We start from the raw sequence: 16,958 nt of genomic DNA, 5'->3' as shown, positions 1-16,958 counted from the left end.
AAGTTGAGGTGAAATTTATGGGTTATGATGACCGTAAGAAAATGAAGCTTTCAAGAAAAGTTTTATTGCCAAGACCACCAAGACCAGAGAAAAAAGAAGGTGAACAAAGAGGTCCAAGACCGGAAGGGCAAAACAGACAGGACAGACCTGCGAGACCGGAAGGAAAAGTAAATCCCGAAGGGAAAGATCAGCCGGGAGAACACAAGCCTTTGAACGAACCACAAGATCAATAATCTTATACATATTAACCACCGTATTTGCGGTGGTTTTGTTTTATATGTCATTGCGAGGAACGAAGTGATGAAGCAATCTAAGAGCCTGTTTAAATTTATAATTTATTTTTACCATTAAGGAATTAAGCCCCCATTAGCTTAAAAAACTTAATAAAAATCAATTTATTGATTCCTTAATCATAATAAACTTAACTCACTAAAATTCTTAATGTTAAATTTAAGAATAAACAGAGTTTATTTTAATTTAGAAAATTAAGAAAAAGCTATAAAAAATTTATTGAATAAAATTTAAACAAGCTCTAACCTGATAAAGTAATTTTATATATGATTGTATTGTTTCTCTCAATAACTGATCTGGCTTGAGCAGCGTTAACCACGTGCAATTAATAATAATAGTGTAACGCCTTTGTTTAACTTAAATAGTTAAAGCTGTATTATTAACTCTTTGTTTGACATTGCGGTTAAAAATCTTATCCCGAATTCAGGCTAAGTCAATATTATTTTATAAAGCAAGAATACAGTTTGTAGACGTAAAAATATAACTCGCAGATAGAAGAATATAACTTACAGACGGAAGAATATAACTTAATAATGCAAAAATATAAATCAATATCGCTAAAATATAAAGTCGGATCGTGCCAATATAAAATGATATCGCAAAAAAATAAAGCTACATTGCAAGAATGTAACTTTATCACGAAAGAATTAAGATGATGGGATTCCTTTATTCTTTCTAACATATCACAAAATTATTTTTGCTTTGTAAAGGTGATGGGTGAAACCGTTAAGTATTCCGGGGAAGTGGCTCCGTAAAGGCTTTTGACGTATTTTTTTACGTTCTGGGCAATAGGATAGAGTCCTGTTTCTTCGGTGTATAGAATTTTGTTTCTTTCAATGAGTTTCACGTTGAGCTCGGCTTCGGTTTGGTCAACAACTTGAGTAGCGCCAATTAATGAGTCTTTATACGAGTTGAGGTAGCTTAATTTCAGCTCTTCTTCTTCAGGGCTGTAGCTTGGAATGGTTGCCAATAACTGGAGAAGAATTCCAAAATTCTCGGTTTGCTGCGTAAATGACTGTCGGGAAGTGGAAATCTGGTTGTTGGTTGATTGTTGTTCGTTGTCCGTATTTGCAGCGCTTGTTTTTTTCTTACTTCTGCCCTGGATAGATCGGTTTAAAGATTTTGCCTGGTCTAAAGTTCCGGATACCAATCCTAAGATTTCTAAGCGATTGATAATTCTGGTGCAGGTTGTTTTAAGGTTTTCGAAGGCGGCTTGGCGCAGTGCGATGGCAATTTTGTTGTTGTGCCTTTTTTCTTCTACCTCTGCCAGTTTCCCGTTAGCGGTGGTGTATAAGGTCTGTAAATTTGCAACCGTAAGGCTTGGAACCGGAGGATTGTAAAGGGTATAAACGGAAATCTGCTGAATAAGTTTTTGTAGGTTTGCCACATTTTTGGCGTGTCCTACTTCGGATGTTGATGACATAATCATTTGTGTTTTAAATTGTTTATTCAAATATAGAATTTATTTTGAATTGAAATAGGTTTTTGATGAAATTTTTTTTAGTGTAATGAAAACCCAGCGGGAGGCTGGGGTTTTTGGTTTTTTGAAGTACGGATTGTAAATCTGCGCTATCGGGTTAACTATCGGGTTAATCTGATTTTCGTTTTATCCTGCTCACCGAATATTATTTTTAAATCTTGACTATTATTAGATATTAAAAAATTGGCTAAAGATGACTTTTCAATTTCAAAAGAAAAGGCCGATCTATTTTGACTACTGTCAATATATAAATCAAATAAAACTTCCTTATTTAATTTTTTTCTGTTACAACTTCCACAAACAGGATAAAGATTATAAAAAGAGGTACTGAAGCATGGTAATTTATCCTTTGACTTATAATGATCAATTTCAAAATGATTATGTTTTTTATGGCTTACAATTGCTAATTGTGAGTTACAGTAAACACATGCTTTTATACCAATTGAATGAAAATATTTTGGATAGAAGTTGTCTCTCCATCCGTCATAATCCATTGCATTAAGTAATACATCTTTAAATTCTTTTGTTATTGATTCTTTTGGAATTATTTTTTCAAATTTTGATTCAAACGTTATTAACGAGATAGGATTTGCGTAAATAATTTCATGATATTTCAATAATAAATATTCTATATATTTTTTGTTATTTTCAATCGTAACAATATTATAAGAATTAAGGCTTTTCTTGTATTTTGCCTGTTTTTGATCTATCTGTTTTTGATCTAAATTGGAATAATCAGGTTTTATAGGCTCCAATAAAAGATTTTCTACCTTTACCTTTTTTTTAGCAATCATCCTATCAATTTCTTGCCGGAACATTGATAGGGAATTTTCAACAATATCATATGAAATACTTATCATAATTTATTTTTAATTTTTTCTAATCTTTTAATTTCCTTCTCAATCTCTTCTGGAAATTTTGTATAGTATAATTCATTTAAGCTATCCTTTAATAATGGTTCTCCAATTTGATCGATAAATATTTTTACATTTTGTTTATTCCATTTATTAGTCTCTTTTATTCTCTTCGATAAATAACTAATTACTTCCTTAATTGTTAGTTTTGCGAATTCTCCTAAATATCCATTTTGCATAAAAAAACTATCTGCTAATAAATCATGTATATTGGCAGCAAAAGTTTTATTTAAATTCTTTTTTTGAATAGTTTTCTTTTTTATTTCTTCAATTCCATTTTCATCAATTCCATTTTTTTCTTCTGTTTCAAGAAACATAATATTTTGTGTAGGAATATCTGACAGTATGAAAGGGCTGTGTGTGATAAAAATACAATTAATACTTTTTATGTCTGAAAGCTCTGCATTATCAATGTATTGTAATAAATCATTTATAAAAGTTCTTTGTAATTCAGGATGATAATAAAGCTCTATTTCATCGAATATAAGATTAACATTTTCATACTTAATTATTTCATCTTTTTTTTCAATTATAGTCTTCTTATTTTTTTTCTTATTATTAACTGAATCAATATTTCTCAAATGATAAACTAATGAACTTAGGCTGTGTATTTTTTGCTTTTCTCCTGAGCTCATATTATTAAAGCTACTCTCATCCTCAAAAAGATAATCAACTGAATAAAAAGAGGGTAATATTTGTTCAATTAATCGGAAATTAAACGGGTTATTGTCTTTTAAATATGAAGTGTATTCATTTAAATCTTCAATGATATAATTTTTATCTTCTAAAAAGTAATGACCACTATATAAGTGATAAATAGCTTGTTTCAATTTTAATGTAACGTGGCTATCATCTTCTAAAACTGTTTCGATAAAATCTTCAATTTTTTCTTGATCTAATAATTCTATTTTAGTGTTGTTATATTTATCGATATACTTTTTATATCCTGTTAATATATTTGAAAATTTACGATAGATATATTTTTTTACATTTAAACTATCTTTAGAATCATAGAAAGATGAGTCAAATTCATATTTTTTTAAAATTGACTGAAGTATAATCATAAAATCTTTATCAAAATCTCTGATTTCAAATTTTTCATTATCTACTTCTAAAAGTATTTTTTGGATTATTTTTTTTGGCGCTAATTCTCTTAAAGAACTTTGTATTAAAATGTTTGATAGCATTCTAGAGCGAACTAGATAATTTTCATTATTTATATCTATTATTCCTTCAGTTCTCATTGGATTTAAAACAATAGGTGCTTGATAAGAATCATTTTTATGAAATAAGGAGTTTATCCAATTTCCTATGTCTTTTGAATTTAAAGCATAATGTGAATAATTGACTCCTAGATTATAAAACAAATGTTTACTTTTTTCTTCATTTTCTTTAAGACTCAGATTTTCATCTTCACCGATAATTTTAAGCGAATATAATTTGTCTTTTTGATCTTTAAATTGTTCATCATTATCAAGTTTAAGATTGTAAAAAGTAACATCATCAAATGTATATATAATTTCTAGTCTTAGTCTACCTATAGATACAAAATTTTCATTAGGATTTAATTTATGCTTTCTTAATTCATCAGAAAAATGTTTTATTATTCTTAAAACATCTTTAGTATCAATATTATTTAAATCTGATAAGTTTTTGTTTCTTAAGTTATATTCTGTAAAGTAGAAATCACTTTGAAAGAATGAAAGAATGTTTTTTATGACAGTTCCATTATCTTCAAATTGCAAATTTTTAGATGTATTTTTGATATTATCAATTTCAAGTAAATCAATTAATGTTGATAAGTAGAAAAAACCTAAGTACAATAATTCCATTAAAGTACTTTTTCCACTTCCGTTTTTCCCAACAACAGCGGAAATATTAATATTCAATTTTCCTTGATTATATAAATTTTCAGGAATTGTAGGTTTATATTTTATACTTTTTATTTCATCATTAAGGTTATTGTTTTTAAATTTAAAGGTGTAATCATCATAAAATTTGTAAACTCTATTTTCTTCCAAGTTCTTTAAAAATTTAGGATTACAATCATTAAGAGGTCTAATTGCAATTAATTTGAAACTCATAGTTTTTTTGTTTTTCCCAAATATATGATTTCTTCATAAAAAAGATTACGGAAAACCGTAACCTTATAATATTATAATCAAACAATTTAGATTCCTACGGAATGACAAATAGAGTGTTTGCAAAGTAGAGATTGCTTCGTCACTTCGTTCCTCGCAATGACAGTTATTCGCTCCTCCCAATGACTCACCCATTCCCAATTCTCTGCTTCAAATCATCTGCACCGCCGGTTTTTCTGGGCTGTCCGTTTTTGGATGAACCAAAATTATAAGTGTAAGAAAGTGTGGCAACACGGGTTTCTCTTCGAACCACAAAATTTTCGATGTAATTGGAGTAAACGTTTTTTGCTTCAGGATTGCTGGTAAAGAAAATATCGTTGAATGAAAATTTTAACGTGCTATTGTTTTTAAATTTCTTCTGAGCACCGATATTCAGATACCAGTTGGGTTTCAGATCCATATAAGCATAGACTTCTCTCGCTCTGTAATTTCCTGTAAGCTCGGCTGTAAAGCCGTTTCCAAGCTTAAAAGAATTGATGCTGTTGACATTGAATGTGAAATTTCCCTGGTTTTTAATGTAAGTATCAGAAATATTTCCGGTGTAGCTTCCGTAATAGAAATTGGCGCTGTTGTTCATATCCCACCATTTTGTCACTTTCACAGGCGTAATAAGGTACAATCCTAAATAAGATGCTGAACTTAAATTATCATTGGTCTGCACCACCACGATATTGCCGTTTTCTACAGTCGGTTTCAGAACATCGGTGATATTATCGGAGGTTTTGCTGTAGCTGAATGTTGCAAAATATTTGTTTTGGAGGCTGTAAGTCAATTCATAATTCATTGTTGTCTGCGGATTCAGATCAGGATTTCCGGCTTTGTAGGTGGTTGGATCGAGATAGAATTTAAAAGGATTCAACTGGTTGTAGCTCGGTCTTGTAATTCTTCGGCTGAAATTCAGTTCGATGTTGTTTTTTTCATTTAAATCATAAGAAATAACGGCGCTCGGAAACAACTGGGTATAATTCTTTTTGTTGACCTCATTGGTTGTAAGTTGATTGCCCGTAACGTTTGTATTTTCTGCTCTTAAGCCAAATATAGCGCTGAATTTGTCCCATTTTTTAGAAACATTTCCGTAGAATGCATTGATGTTTTCTTCGTAGATAAAATGATTGGTCTTGTTCTGGTCGATAATTGAAACGCCCGAAGTGGCATCAAAAAACTGCATATCGTTATCTGCTTTTACAAAGCTGGTTTTAATTCCGGTTTCTACTTTCCAGTTGTTTTTTAAGCTTTTAGACAGATCAGATTTCAGGGAATAGATATTCAGCGCTCCGTTGATATCGCCTTTTAAAATATCAAAACTGCTAAGATTTCCGTTGATGGCGTAATTTCTCGTATCAAAATTCTGGAGCGAAGTATTTGAATAATTGATGTAATCGAAATCGGTGGTAAGCTCCGAACCCAAAGAATCGATTTTGTATTTGTGGTTAAGGTTGAAAGAAACATTTTTCCAGTGATCTTTTGAGCGGTTTTGGGTGGTAAAAGTACTTTCAGGAAGCTGATTACTRCCTAAAACCAGACTCGAATTATCACCTCTCGGATCAAATCTGTTGCTTACGAAACCAGCCGAAAAACCAATGATGTTTTTATCGTTCAGGTAATAATCCATTCCTGCTTTTGCGATGTGATTTCTGAAATTAAATTTCAAATAATTGTCCTGCAGATAAGCTTTTTCAAAATTTCCGCTGTTGTCGTAAAAATTTCTGTCTAAGACGAGATGATTGTAAAATTCTCTGTAGGCAAAACCGTAATTGGCAAAAATATTCACTTTTTTGTTGCGGTGATTGATGCTGAAATTGTTGTTGTTTTTAATGTATTTTCCGGTTCCTAAAGAAGTGGAAAGGCTTCCGTTTGTGCCTTTTCGCTGATCTTTTTTAAGTTTAATATTGATAATTGAAGTTCCTGCAGCATCGTATTTTGCAGAAGGATTGGTAATAAATTCCACTTTTTCTACACTCGAAGACGGAATTCCACGAAGATAATTGGCAAGATCGGTTCCCGTCATCGGTGTATTTTTGCCGTCAATCTGGATGAGAAGATTCCCTTTTCCACGCAGACTGATGTTGTCGCTTCCGTCAATATTTACGCCGGGCGCTTTTTCCAGCACTTCAAAAGCGGAAGTTCCTGTTGCTGCGATGCTGTTTTCTACATTCAGAATCATTTTTCCGTCCTGCCTTTCGATGTAAGGTTTTGCTTTGGTAATCGTTACGGCTTCAATCGTTTTTTCATTTAAATGAATCGTTGGAAGATTTGTATTTTCTTTTACCTGAATAAGATCAGATTTATAGGCTTCAGAACCGTTTTTGTTGATTTTTACAATATAGTTTCCGTCTGTAAGATCGTTGAAGATAAATTTTCCGTTCTGATCTGCGATTTCTGTTTTTACCAGCTTATTTTCAGCATTGAATAAATTAATTTCAACCTGATTTACCTTGCCGGAATCAATGCTTCCTGAAAGAGAATAACTTTGGGAAGCTGTAGTTTGAGCCGAAATTTTGAGGGTGAAAAGTGACATCAGCCAAACAAAGAGGAAAAGGATTAGTCGTAGCATAGTGTTTTATTTTTTTGTGTTGATTGTATTTTCCGAGATTTTTAATAATACATTATTCATTATTTGCAGTTCTTCTTTGGAAATGCTGTCTAAAGCGATTTTCCTGTTTTGTTCTACTATTTTCTGAACGTCTTTAATGGTTTTCAGGCCAGATTCTGTTACTTCAAGATTGATATATCAATTAATTTGTTGCTGAGTTTAATAATTTGTTACAATTTTTTTTAATAAAATAGATGAAAGAGAATAGATGAAATATAAAATACTTACAATCAGTTGTTTAATATTTAGAAATATATAGTTTGATAATTTGGTGTAAGCTGAGAAGTGCTTATTTTTATATTTAAATTCAGTTTAGATAAATAATTGAATATTAAAATGTTATATTAATTCTTAATCTCAATTATATTTGTCGTATATTTGCAAAGCAATTAATAGAAAGGTTTTTCAGCTTTGCTTTAAGATAAAGTGTAAAACATTTATTTTTTCTCTCAGTTTCACATTTCAGATGCCTCAGTTTATTCCTTAAAAAATACTTTTGCCGGCCATCTTTTATTACTACTGAAAAACAATAGGATGCCTTTCTTCTCTAATTTCAGGATAATATTGTTTGAGAAAAATATTAGTTTCAAAGTGAAATTATACTCAGCAATATCAACTTCTTAACAAATAAATTTTAAATAATATATGGCGGATTCTTTCTCGAAAAAAGAAAATTTTAAGAAAAAAGCTCAAAAAGCAAAAGAAAAAGCTCAGAAAAGAGAAGAGCGTAAAACAAGCAACAACAAAGGTAAAAGTCTTGATGACATGATCATGTACGTAGATGCAAACGGTCAGTTGACTTCTACACCACCGGATAACAGCAATGTTGAAGATTTTGATATCAACAACATTCAATTGGGTGCAGCTCCTATTGAAGCTGAAGAGGTGGTAAAGACAGGAATTGTAACTTTTTTCAGTGAAAAAGGCTACGGTTTTATTACAGAAGACGGTTCTAAAGAGAATGTTTTCTTCCACAGCAACAACTGCATGGAACCTATCAAAAAAGGAAATAAAGTATCTTTCGAAAAAGAGAAATCTCCGAAAGGTTTTGTTGCCGTAGAAATCAGAATGGTTAAATAATCATTCGGTTTTTGGTATTGAAACCCAATAGATAATATCATATAAAAGGCTCCGATTCGGAGCCTTTATTGTTTTAATTATAATATAAAGAGTTTCTTATTTCCACTAAAATTTTTGTGGTTTTTTCTACATCAGGATATTCCGGAAGACTGGATTTTGAATGATAATATTCTATCGATTGAATCAGCTTTTCGGCTTTTTTCATTACTGCATCATAAGACCAATTTCCGGCTTTGATGTCTAACAATTCCTCCCGATTTTCTATGCGGATATTCAAAGAATTGGTCTTAAAAATCTGTTCGCACGACTGTAACAAACGAATTGTGTGCATCATATTTTTGCTGTCGTAGTTTTGTCCGTGGTTTTGATTGACATTGTAACGATCTTCATTTCTTTCTGAAACCCACTTCCAATATTCACGGTAATCTTTACAATACGTAGAGTAGGCATCGAGATTACAAAACATAAAAGCTAAAGATTTTTCATTTTTTGGAACCGACGAAACAGAAACCTGATTCGCTTCTTCATTCTGAATAATTCCTTTATAGTTTAAATCCCCGGATTCATCGTAGAAAAGCGCAAACATTCCTTTGGTATTATCGATACTTATCAAACCGCATTTTTCCTGAACTAAACCACCCCGTCCTTCGGACACCCCTCCAGAGGAGGGGAATTTTCGCAGCCACTTTTTTAACGGAGTTGAACCATTATTTTCTAAAATATAACAGAAATCAAGAATTGATTTTCTTTCTTTATCAATAGGATTTAGGATCTTTTTGTTTAAACCTTTCGCTTTTTTGATCTGTGAAATGGCATATCCGGCAAAAGTATCTTTACATAATTTAGACAGAAAATCTTCAGGCTTAAGTAAATCCATCAACGGGTTTTTATGTTGAATACAATCTTCCGGACTTGCCAGAATTTCCAGAATATTCGGATTGTTTTTTTGCAATAGTTCAACGAGTCTTCCAATTTCGTAATACGTAATATCATTCGTCTCATTAGAAATCTGCGGAATATAATTCAGACCAAAGAAATCTTCTTTCGGTAAATAATACACTCCACGAATATCGGTATCTGAATTTTCTGTTGCAAGCCCGAAAGCGCGGCTTCCGGAGATGGATTGAAAGAGGATGAGGTTCGTAAGCAGTAAAAATAAGATTTCAGTTTTACTTCATCGGTTCTGCAGGATTCCAGATATTTTTTGCTCATGCTCAGATAATGGTAAGAAATCGCTATCGGAGAAAAGCATTCATCCGCCAAAGGCTTAAACAATTCATAGAATTTCTCATTTTTTACATAAACGATAGGTGAATAAAACCAACTTAACAAAGCGGCATTTGATTTCAATAAAAGATGAAAAGTCTTTCTTAAATCCCAACCGGAACCGTCCAGATCATCTTCGGTCATAAATTCTATCGTTTCATCTTTATCCCAAGGTGAAAGATACCAGTCTTTTTCGTGGCGGTATATAAAACGTATGTCGTAATCGCTGTCTGGTGAAGCAAATCCCCAGGCTCGGCTTCCGGATTCTACGGCAAGAAGTATTTCTACACCATGTCTTTCCTCAACTTCTTTTAGTTTTTCTAATATCTTTGGTGTCATTGTTTTATTTTTTTGGTTAAACGCAAAGGCGTAAGTTTTTTTAATTTTAAACTGTTTATAAGGCAAGAAAAATCAAAGATTTTCAGCAAATATTCCACATGAAATTTTATCGAAGATAAAATCCTTGCGCCTTGTCGTTTTAAGTATTAGAAAAAACTTTGCGACTTTGCGTATATCCAAAAGTTAAGCTTTTCTAAATTTCTTTTTTTTCTTCCACGGTGCATTTTTCTGCACATCTCCCGCCATAATACATCCGTAAGGCATCACTTCATCCAAGACTTCACACAATCCGTATTCTTCAATCTGCGCTCTTACATTTTTGGCACTTTTATAGGCACTCGGTAATTCAGAAATATCAATATCGTTGGTGAAAAATCTTACATCCAGACCTTTTGTTTCTTCTTCAAAAATTTCTTCAACCGTTTTATGAGCCAGGGATTTTTTATGAAAACTTCTGCTGAAGTTTCTTCCTGCACCGTGAGGAGCGAAACCCAGATTTCTATCATTTGTTGTTCCCTGAACAATCAAAACGGGTTCTGACATATTTAATGGAATTAATCTTGGACCTGTAATATCCGGTAAAAATTTATCATCCAGCGGAGTTGCTCCTTTTGCGTGGTAAAATAGATCTCCGTCTCTGAATACAAAATTATGCTCGTTCCAGTACCTGTTTTGCTTTTCGATATTTAGTCTTTCTAAAGCAGCGTTGTGGATAGATTCATGGTTTTCTTTCGTCCAGTTTCTTATCAATTGCAAAGCTTCCCAATATTGCTTTCCTTCTTCAGTTTCGTACGGAATCCATGCATTTTCTCTCAATGTTTCAGGTGAAATTTCTTGTCTGAATCTATTTGCGACCTTCATACCTTTATCATACAACATTGCTCCCGGAGCTCTCGATCCATGATGAGTTACCAACATTGTGTTTCCTGTATTTTTAGAAATTCCGACAAACAGGAAATGGTTTCCGTCACCTTGAGTTCCCATATGAGAACGGGCGATGCTGATTAACTTTTCGTCATTCAAAAAATCATTTTCTCTGAAAGCATCCATCAATTCCTGAGACATTGGCATTTGTTCACCTCTCGGTCTTCCTCCGTATCCGAAATGGGTGATTGAATGGGCTGCATCCAAAACTTCTTTAGGATCAGCTTTTCCAAAATCTGTCAACATTACCGAACAACAAATATCTGCGCTATGAAATCCGGGATGGATGGCATTTTTCGCAACCACAACTCCGCCAACCGGAATATTTCCTTCCGGACCTGTCGGACAAGCATCGGGCATAATTGCACCTTCAACCAATGTTGGAGTTTTCATCAAAACTTTCATCGTGTTGATCACTTTTTCTACGTTATCCAATTCGTTTTCGTGTTCTGCTCTGATGTTAATGATAAAATCTTTCGGCTCATCATGCAACGGAATAGGATCCGGAGATTTAAATTGTTCAAGATATTCAGCGATTTGAATTTCATCCAATTGATTTTCGTTGATATATTCGATAGCTTCTGCAAACCATTTTCCCGGTCTGTATCCTAAAGCGATCAATTCGTTTCCTGTAATTGTATTCATAATTTTTTGTTTTTTAATTTGGGCAGCTTCATCCGCCTTCCACTCCCGCTTTTTTACTTCACTTCGTTTCGTAAAAAGAGCTCCGTTCAAGTCGGGCTGCGAAAGATTCTGCTTTTTTATTGCTGTTCTGTCATTTTCTTAATGCAAAGTAAAAGTAGAAGTATGCAATCTTTTTGCGCAGATAAAAATATTTTAATTATTTTTGAAAAAATTAAATCTCAAAAGTTTTCTTTTAACACATTAGAAAACATAAGTTCAGTTTACAGCTTACCAATTAAAAGAACACATAAGTTTTTAAAATCTCTGATTTTTTCTAATGTGTTCTTCATGTTTTCAAAGTTGATAACTAAAAGACTCTAATGTGTTAAATGAAAATTTTTGCATCTCTATATTAATATTAAAAAATAAATAATATGCTATTCGAACAATTAGAAAAATCATCCGAAGAAATTCAGTTTAATGATGTAATCGCCTTTATTGACGGACATTATGATTTTACTCCAACAAAATTTACCAACGGAAACACGGTAAATGAAGCAGGGCAGAATAACGGTTCGTGCAAAGTTTTCAGTTTTGCACAACTGAATGATTTGTCGAAAGAAGAAACATTAAATCTTTTCGGTGAATTTTACAGAAAAGATGTTTTACAAAACCCTGAAGGTGATGATCATCAAAACATCAGAAACTTTATGGAATTTGGCTGGGACGGAATTTCTTTTGAAGGAAAAGCTTTGACGAGAAAATAATTGTCATTGCGAGGAATGAAAGACGAAGCAATCTCAAATAATTTAGAAGAGATTTTTTGAATGCTTCCTTGGTAAGGAAGAGGCTAAAAATATCATTGAGATTGCCACGTCGCTTTGCTCCTCGCAATGACATAAAAACACAAAAACAAAAAAATGTCATCCAACAAAAACGCTCTTATCCGCTATAAAACTTTAGACAAATGTTTGAAGAATAAATACCGAAAATATACTCTGGAAGATTTGATTGACGAATGTTCTGAAGCTCTTTTTGAATTTGAAGGAAAAGAATCTTTTGTGAGCAAAAGAACGGTGCAGCTTGATCTTCAGAATATGCGCAGCGAAAAATTTGGCTATGAAGCACCGATTGAAGTTTACGAAAGAAAATATTACCGGTACAGTGATGAGGATTACAGTATTCATAATATTTCGGTGAACGAAAATGACCTGAAAGCAATGAATAACGCAATACAGATCTTAAAGCAGTTTAAAGATTTTTCGATGTTCAAGGAAATGAATGGTGTTATTCAAAAACTGGAAGATTCTATACATTCTACCAATCAAAAATCGATTATTCATTTAGATAAAAACGAACAATTGAAAGGTTTGGAACATATCGATGTTTTGTACGAAAGCATTTTAAATAAAAAGGTTTTAAAGATTTGCTATAAAAGTTTTAAGGCAAGAGAAGAAAATTTTTTGACGATTCATCCTCAATTGCTGAAAGAATATAACAACCGTTGGTTTTTGATTTGTTGGCACAAAAAAGCGATTTACAATCTGGCTTTAGACCGGATAATAACGATCGAAACAGATCACGAAACGCAGTATATCGACAAAGATTTTGATGCAGACCGTTATTTTGGTGAAGTGATTGGAGCGACGGTTTCAGAAACACAGCGACCTCAGAATGTTGTGTTTATCGTTAATTCGCAACATGCACCTTATGTAAAAACCAAACCTTTTCATCATTCTCAGGAAATTATTAACGAAGATGAAAGCGGAACTACTTTTAAAATTTGCGTGCAGCTCAATTTTGAACTGGAGCGAATGATTCTGGGAATGGGAGAGTTTCTTACGGTTTTAGGTCCGAGAAAATTGAAAAAGAGAATCGCTAAAAGCATTAGAATCGCTCATTCTAATTATCAGGATCAAAATACAACAAATGAAGAATCATAATTTGTTTAATTAAAAATTGGCTTGAAAGTTGTAATTTAATTTCGAAAATAAAATTATTATGAAATCCAGAATATTAAAAGCTGTAGTGGCTCTTGTTGTGCCAATTGTTATAGAATTTATCGTTAAAAAAGTTACTGAGAAAATTGATAAAAACAAGGCGGAAAAAGATGCAAGCAAATCGATTCCTTCGCCACATTAAAAATATAAACCTTCCAATAATCTGGAAGGTTTTTTTATATAAAGTCATAAATACCGTTTTTCCGGCTAAGAATCTTCGATGACAGTTTTTAAAACGATAACGTAATTTTTTTGATGATTAACTTAAAGCTTGCTTTTTGCAAATTTTAACTCAACAATTAAAGTATTACCTAGAAAAAATTGCCCAATTTCTTATCTGAACTCAGACTAAGTTAAAACAACTATTTATTTTAGATTTTAATACTTTGGGTTTCATTATTTTAAGAGATTTCTCAGCTTTGATATTAGGAAGTGTGAGTTATTTTGGCATGATTTTTACATCTGCCCTTTTAGTAAAATTTAAAAATCAGAGTTATGAAAATGTTTAAGCAAACCATTTTAGCAGCTGGAATTTTAACAGCCGGTTTAGTAAGTGCGCAAAGTGCTCAGATGAATAATATGATCAAAGTTGGGGCAACTGCAGGTATTGCTGTTCCTTCAGATAACGTTTCTGCCGCAGTAGGTGTAGATGTAGCGTATCAAAACCTTATTACTCCGGGGTTCGGATTAGGTATCGCAACGGGTTATACTCATTATTTTGGAAAAGATAACAACGGATATAGCAATAATGATGTAGGTGTAGTTCCTGTAGCAGCGCTTTTCAGAGTGTATCCTAAGCAAACAGGATTTTATTTCGGAGCAGATCTTGGTTACGGATTTTTGGTTGGCGATGAAAAAGTGGCAACCAATTCTACAGTAAACAGACCAGATGGAGGGTTTTATTTAAAACCTGAAATCGGATATCACAACCAATACTGGAATTTCTTTGTACAATACCAGAAAGTTTTTGCAGGAAGCAACGGAGATATTGCATCACCAGCTTCTCAGGACTATAATGTGGGAAGCATCGGAGCAGGATTTTCGTACAATATTCCTTTAGGGAAATAATTATACAAAATATAATCAGTTATTAACCAAACCTTTTCGAGTTTTTGAAAAGGTTTTCTGTTCCCATACACAAAATACCAAAACAATTATTATATTTGATAAAATTTGCGATTATGAACTTGAATCCAAAATTTCCTCTCTATTTACCGGGGGTAAAAAATACCAATAATGATAATATTTCTATTATCGGAGCCAATTTGAGAGAAGATGTAACTACGATTGCATATTATACTTCAGGAAATTCCGGGATAGAACTTAATTTTAAAAATAATTATTCTACCAAAGAATATTCATCGTTTACAGATGTGCTTTCAAAGTTTATTCAGGATTCTCAGCTAGAAAATGTTCAGCGACTTGGGATTTCGGTTCCGGGACCTGTGCTTGACGGTAAAAGTCATCCTGCACGTTTAAACTGGAGCTTAGATGTAGAAGAATACCGCAGCAAATTTGGTTTTGAAAAAGTCTATATGCTGAATGATCAGGAAGCATCAGCTTACGGAATTGCTCTTTTGAATGATTCTGATCTGGATGCTATCTATACAAGCGGTCACCTTGAAAAAGGAAATGTTGCCATTCTTGCACCAGGAAACGGTTTGGGAGAAGCGGGATATTTCTTTGACGGAAAATATTTAAGGCCGTTTGCAACTGAAGGAGGTCATTCAGAATTTTCGCCAAGAACAAATGTTGAGGTAGAGTTTTACCAGTTTTTAAATAATATCTACGGAATTGTAAGCTGGGAAAATGTACTTTCTAAAACAGGTCTGTTTAATATCTACAGATTTTTAAGGGACGTGAAAAGACACCCTGAACCGGAATGGCTTTCTGAGCGTTTGGCAAACGGAAATTTTACGGAAGAAATCTATAAAGCAGCAATGCATGAAGATGCAATGATCTGTAAAATTGCTTTAGACACCTTCCTTGAGTTTTTGGCAAGAGAAGCAAATAACCTTACTCTGAAGCTTAAAGCGACAGGCGGATTGCTGATTGCAGGAGATATTCCGCAGATTATAAGAGAATATATTGATAAAGATAAATTCTACGAAAAATTCAAGATCAGCGACAAAATGGAAGATATGCTGAAGAATATTCCGATTTATCTGATCAATACAGACAGTACAAATATAAACGGTGCAGCACTTTACACTGCTTATTTTACAGAATAAACTGAGACTCCGAAGAAATTCGGAGTTTTTTTATGCCTGATTTTATTCATACCAAAAAAAGATTTTTATTGATGTACATCAAGATGAATTGTTGAATAAGATAATTACATTTGCAGCATTAATAAACATTAAAAAATTTACAATGAAAAAAATATTCTTATTGGCGGTTTTGGCTAGTGGATTAGCTTTCGGGCAGGCAAAAAAAGTAATAAGCTCAGACGTTCACTGGTGGGGTTATAAGGTTGCCAAATCTCAGGCAAGTTCTCACGACGGAACAATCAACGTAAAATCTGGAAACATCGTAATGAAAGGAAACGAAATTACAGGAGGTTCTTTCGTTTTGGATATGAATTCTATCAACGCAACAGATGTTTCGGGAGAAACACAGGGTAAATTAAACGGTCACCTTAAAAACGGAGATTTCTTCGAAGTTGAAAAATTCCCTACTGCAGCTTTTAAAATTACTTCAGTAAAGAAAAATAACGATAAAACTTACAACCGTACAATCACAGGAAATCTTACGGTAAAAGGTAAAACAAACCCTGTTTCTTTCCCTGCAAATGTAACTGTGAAAGATGGAGTGGTAACTTTAACCTCAAATAAATTCTCTTTTGACAGACAAAATTTTGATGTTGCTTACAAATCTTCAATGAAAGATGTTTTTGTGAAAGATGAGATCGAAATGACCGTAAAGGTGAGTGCGAAATAATTTATTTAAAAAAATATTATTAAAAGTGTAGAAGTTCTACACTTTTTTTTATTTTTGTTGAATTGTAAATAAAATATAATGAAAAGATTACTATTGTTTGTTATGATGTGTGCGAGCATATCATTTGTTTTTGCCCAAAAGAAAGGAGATAAAATTTCAAAAGTGGTAACATCCGAGATCAAATGGTGGGGGCATAAAGTGGTAAAAACTAAAGCTTCGTCTCACTATGGAAGTCTGAAACTCAAAAGCGGTAAATTTACTTTTGATAAAACGGTTTTGGTAGATGGTGAGTTTGTAATCGATATGAGAAGCCTTGTTGTTGCAGATGTATCTGGTGACGATCAGGTGAAACTGACTAACGAACTG

General features: G+C 32.7%; 14 protein-coding genes and 2 pseudogenes. 9 read left to right on the top strand and 7 right to left on the bottom strand.

Annotation, left to right across the window (positions count from 1 at the left end):
* Positions 1–233: hypothetical protein (locus tag AB4Y90_RS13385; protein WP_441558061.1), on the top strand; the 233-nt coding region annotated here is incomplete at its 5' end.
* Positions 234–982: 749 nt separating this feature from the next.
* Here AB4Y90_RS13385 and AB4Y90_RS13380 read toward each other — a convergent pair.
* The 4 genes from AB4Y90_RS13380 to AB4Y90_RS13365 form a co-directional block, all read right to left on the bottom strand.
* Entirely contained in the window at positions 983–1,714 is a 732-nt protein-coding gene (locus AB4Y90_RS13380; RefSeq protein WP_441558060.1) for a hypothetical protein, read from the bottom strand.
* 158 nt (positions 1,715–1,872) lie between these two features.
* Positions 1,873–2,631: a hypothetical protein gene (locus AB4Y90_RS13375; protein WP_441558059.1), complete on the bottom strand. Its 759-nt coding sequence runs from the start codon at positions 2,629–2,631 to the stop codon at positions 1,873–1,875.
* Positions 2,628–4,769: a hypothetical protein gene (locus AB4Y90_RS13370; protein WP_441558058.1), complete on the bottom strand. Its 2,142-nt coding sequence runs from the start codon at positions 4,767–4,769 to the stop codon at positions 2,628–2,630. Before AB4Y90_RS13370 ends, AB4Y90_RS13375 begins: the two co-directional genes overlap by 4 nt.
* 184 nt (positions 4,770–4,953) lie before the next feature.
* Positions 4,954–7,380, bottom strand: a complete 2,427-nt coding sequence (locus tag AB4Y90_RS13365) for a TonB-dependent receptor domain-containing protein (protein ID WP_441558057.1) — start codon at positions 7,378–7,380, stop codon at positions 4,954–4,956.
* A gap of 684 nt (positions 7,381–8,064) precedes the next feature.
* Between AB4Y90_RS13365 and AB4Y90_RS13360 the strand changes: the two genes are divergently transcribed.
* Positions 8,065–8,499 carry a cold-shock protein gene (locus AB4Y90_RS13360; RefSeq protein WP_408088171.1) on the top strand — a complete coding sequence of 145 codons (435 nt, stop codon included), beginning with the start codon at positions 8,065–8,067 and terminating at the stop codon, positions 8,497–8,499.
* Between the two features lie 73 nt (positions 8,500–8,572).
* Here AB4Y90_RS13360 and AB4Y90_RS13355 read toward each other — a convergent pair whose 3' ends face one another.
* From AB4Y90_RS13355 to AB4Y90_RS13345, 3 genes and pseudogenes are all read right to left on the bottom strand, one after another.
* Positions 8,573–9,661, bottom strand: coding sequence for a nucleotidyltransferase domain-containing protein (locus tag AB4Y90_RS13355; RefSeq protein ID WP_441558062.1), 1,089 nt, complete (start codon positions 9,659–9,661; stop codon positions 8,573–8,575).
* Positions 9,634–10,104, bottom strand: a pseudogene (locus AB4Y90_RS13350) (nucleotidyltransferase domain-containing protein); the annotation flags it as partial. The gene AB4Y90_RS13355 and the pseudogene AB4Y90_RS13350, both read right to left, overlap by 28 nt.
* 183 nt (positions 10,105–10,287) lie before the next feature.
* Entirely contained in the window at positions 10,288–11,673 is a 1,386-nt protein-coding gene (locus AB4Y90_RS13345) for an RtcB family protein (RefSeq protein ID WP_441558056.1), read from the bottom strand.
* Between the two features lie 413 nt (positions 11,674–12,086).
* Here AB4Y90_RS13345 and AB4Y90_RS13340 point away from each other — a divergent pair, with 413 nt between their 5' ends.
* From AB4Y90_RS13340 to AB4Y90_RS13310, 7 genes and pseudogenes are all read left to right on the top strand, one after another.
* The gene (locus tag AB4Y90_RS13340; RefSeq protein ID WP_441558055.1) at positions 12,087–12,419 is read left to right on the top strand and encodes a HopJ type III effector protein; all 333 of its coding nucleotides are present in this window, start codon (positions 12,087–12,089) and stop codon (positions 12,417–12,419) included.
* 153 nt (positions 12,420–12,572) lie between these two features.
* Positions 12,573–13,595, top strand: coding sequence for a helix-turn-helix transcriptional regulator (locus tag AB4Y90_RS13335; RefSeq protein WP_441558054.1), 1,023 nt, complete (start codon positions 12,573–12,575; stop codon positions 13,593–13,595).
* 58 nt (positions 13,596–13,653) lie between these two features.
* Positions 13,654–13,794 (top strand): hypothetical protein, encoded by a 141-nt coding sequence (locus AB4Y90_RS13330; RefSeq protein ID WP_441558053.1) that lies wholly within the window; start codon positions 13,654–13,656, stop codon positions 13,792–13,794.
* Positions 13,795–14,147: 353 nt separating this feature from the next.
* Entirely contained in the window at positions 14,148–14,720 is a 573-nt protein-coding gene (locus tag AB4Y90_RS13325; RefSeq protein WP_441558052.1) for a hypothetical protein, read from the top strand.
* Positions 14,721–14,833: 113 nt separating this feature from the next.
* A complete protein-coding gene (locus AB4Y90_RS13320) occupies positions 14,834–15,883 on the top strand; it encodes a glucokinase (protein WP_441558051.1) in 1,050 nt (349 codons plus the stop codon).
* A gap of 142 nt (positions 15,884–16,025) precedes the next feature.
* Positions 16,026–16,592 carry a YceI family protein gene (locus tag AB4Y90_RS13315; protein ID WP_441558050.1) on the top strand — a complete coding sequence of 189 codons (567 nt, stop codon included), beginning with the start codon at positions 16,026–16,028 and terminating at the stop codon, positions 16,590–16,592.
* A gap of 78 nt (positions 16,593–16,670) precedes the next feature.
* Positions 16,671–16,958: pseudogene (locus AB4Y90_RS13310) on the top strand (YceI family protein); the annotation flags it as partial.

Source organism: Chryseobacterium sp. 2TAF14, assembly GCF_052115105.1.
Lineage (GTDB): Bacteria > Bacteroidota > Bacteroidia > Flavobacteriales > Weeksellaceae > Chryseobacterium.
This window is presented reverse-complemented; position numbering and strand designations above follow the sequence as displayed.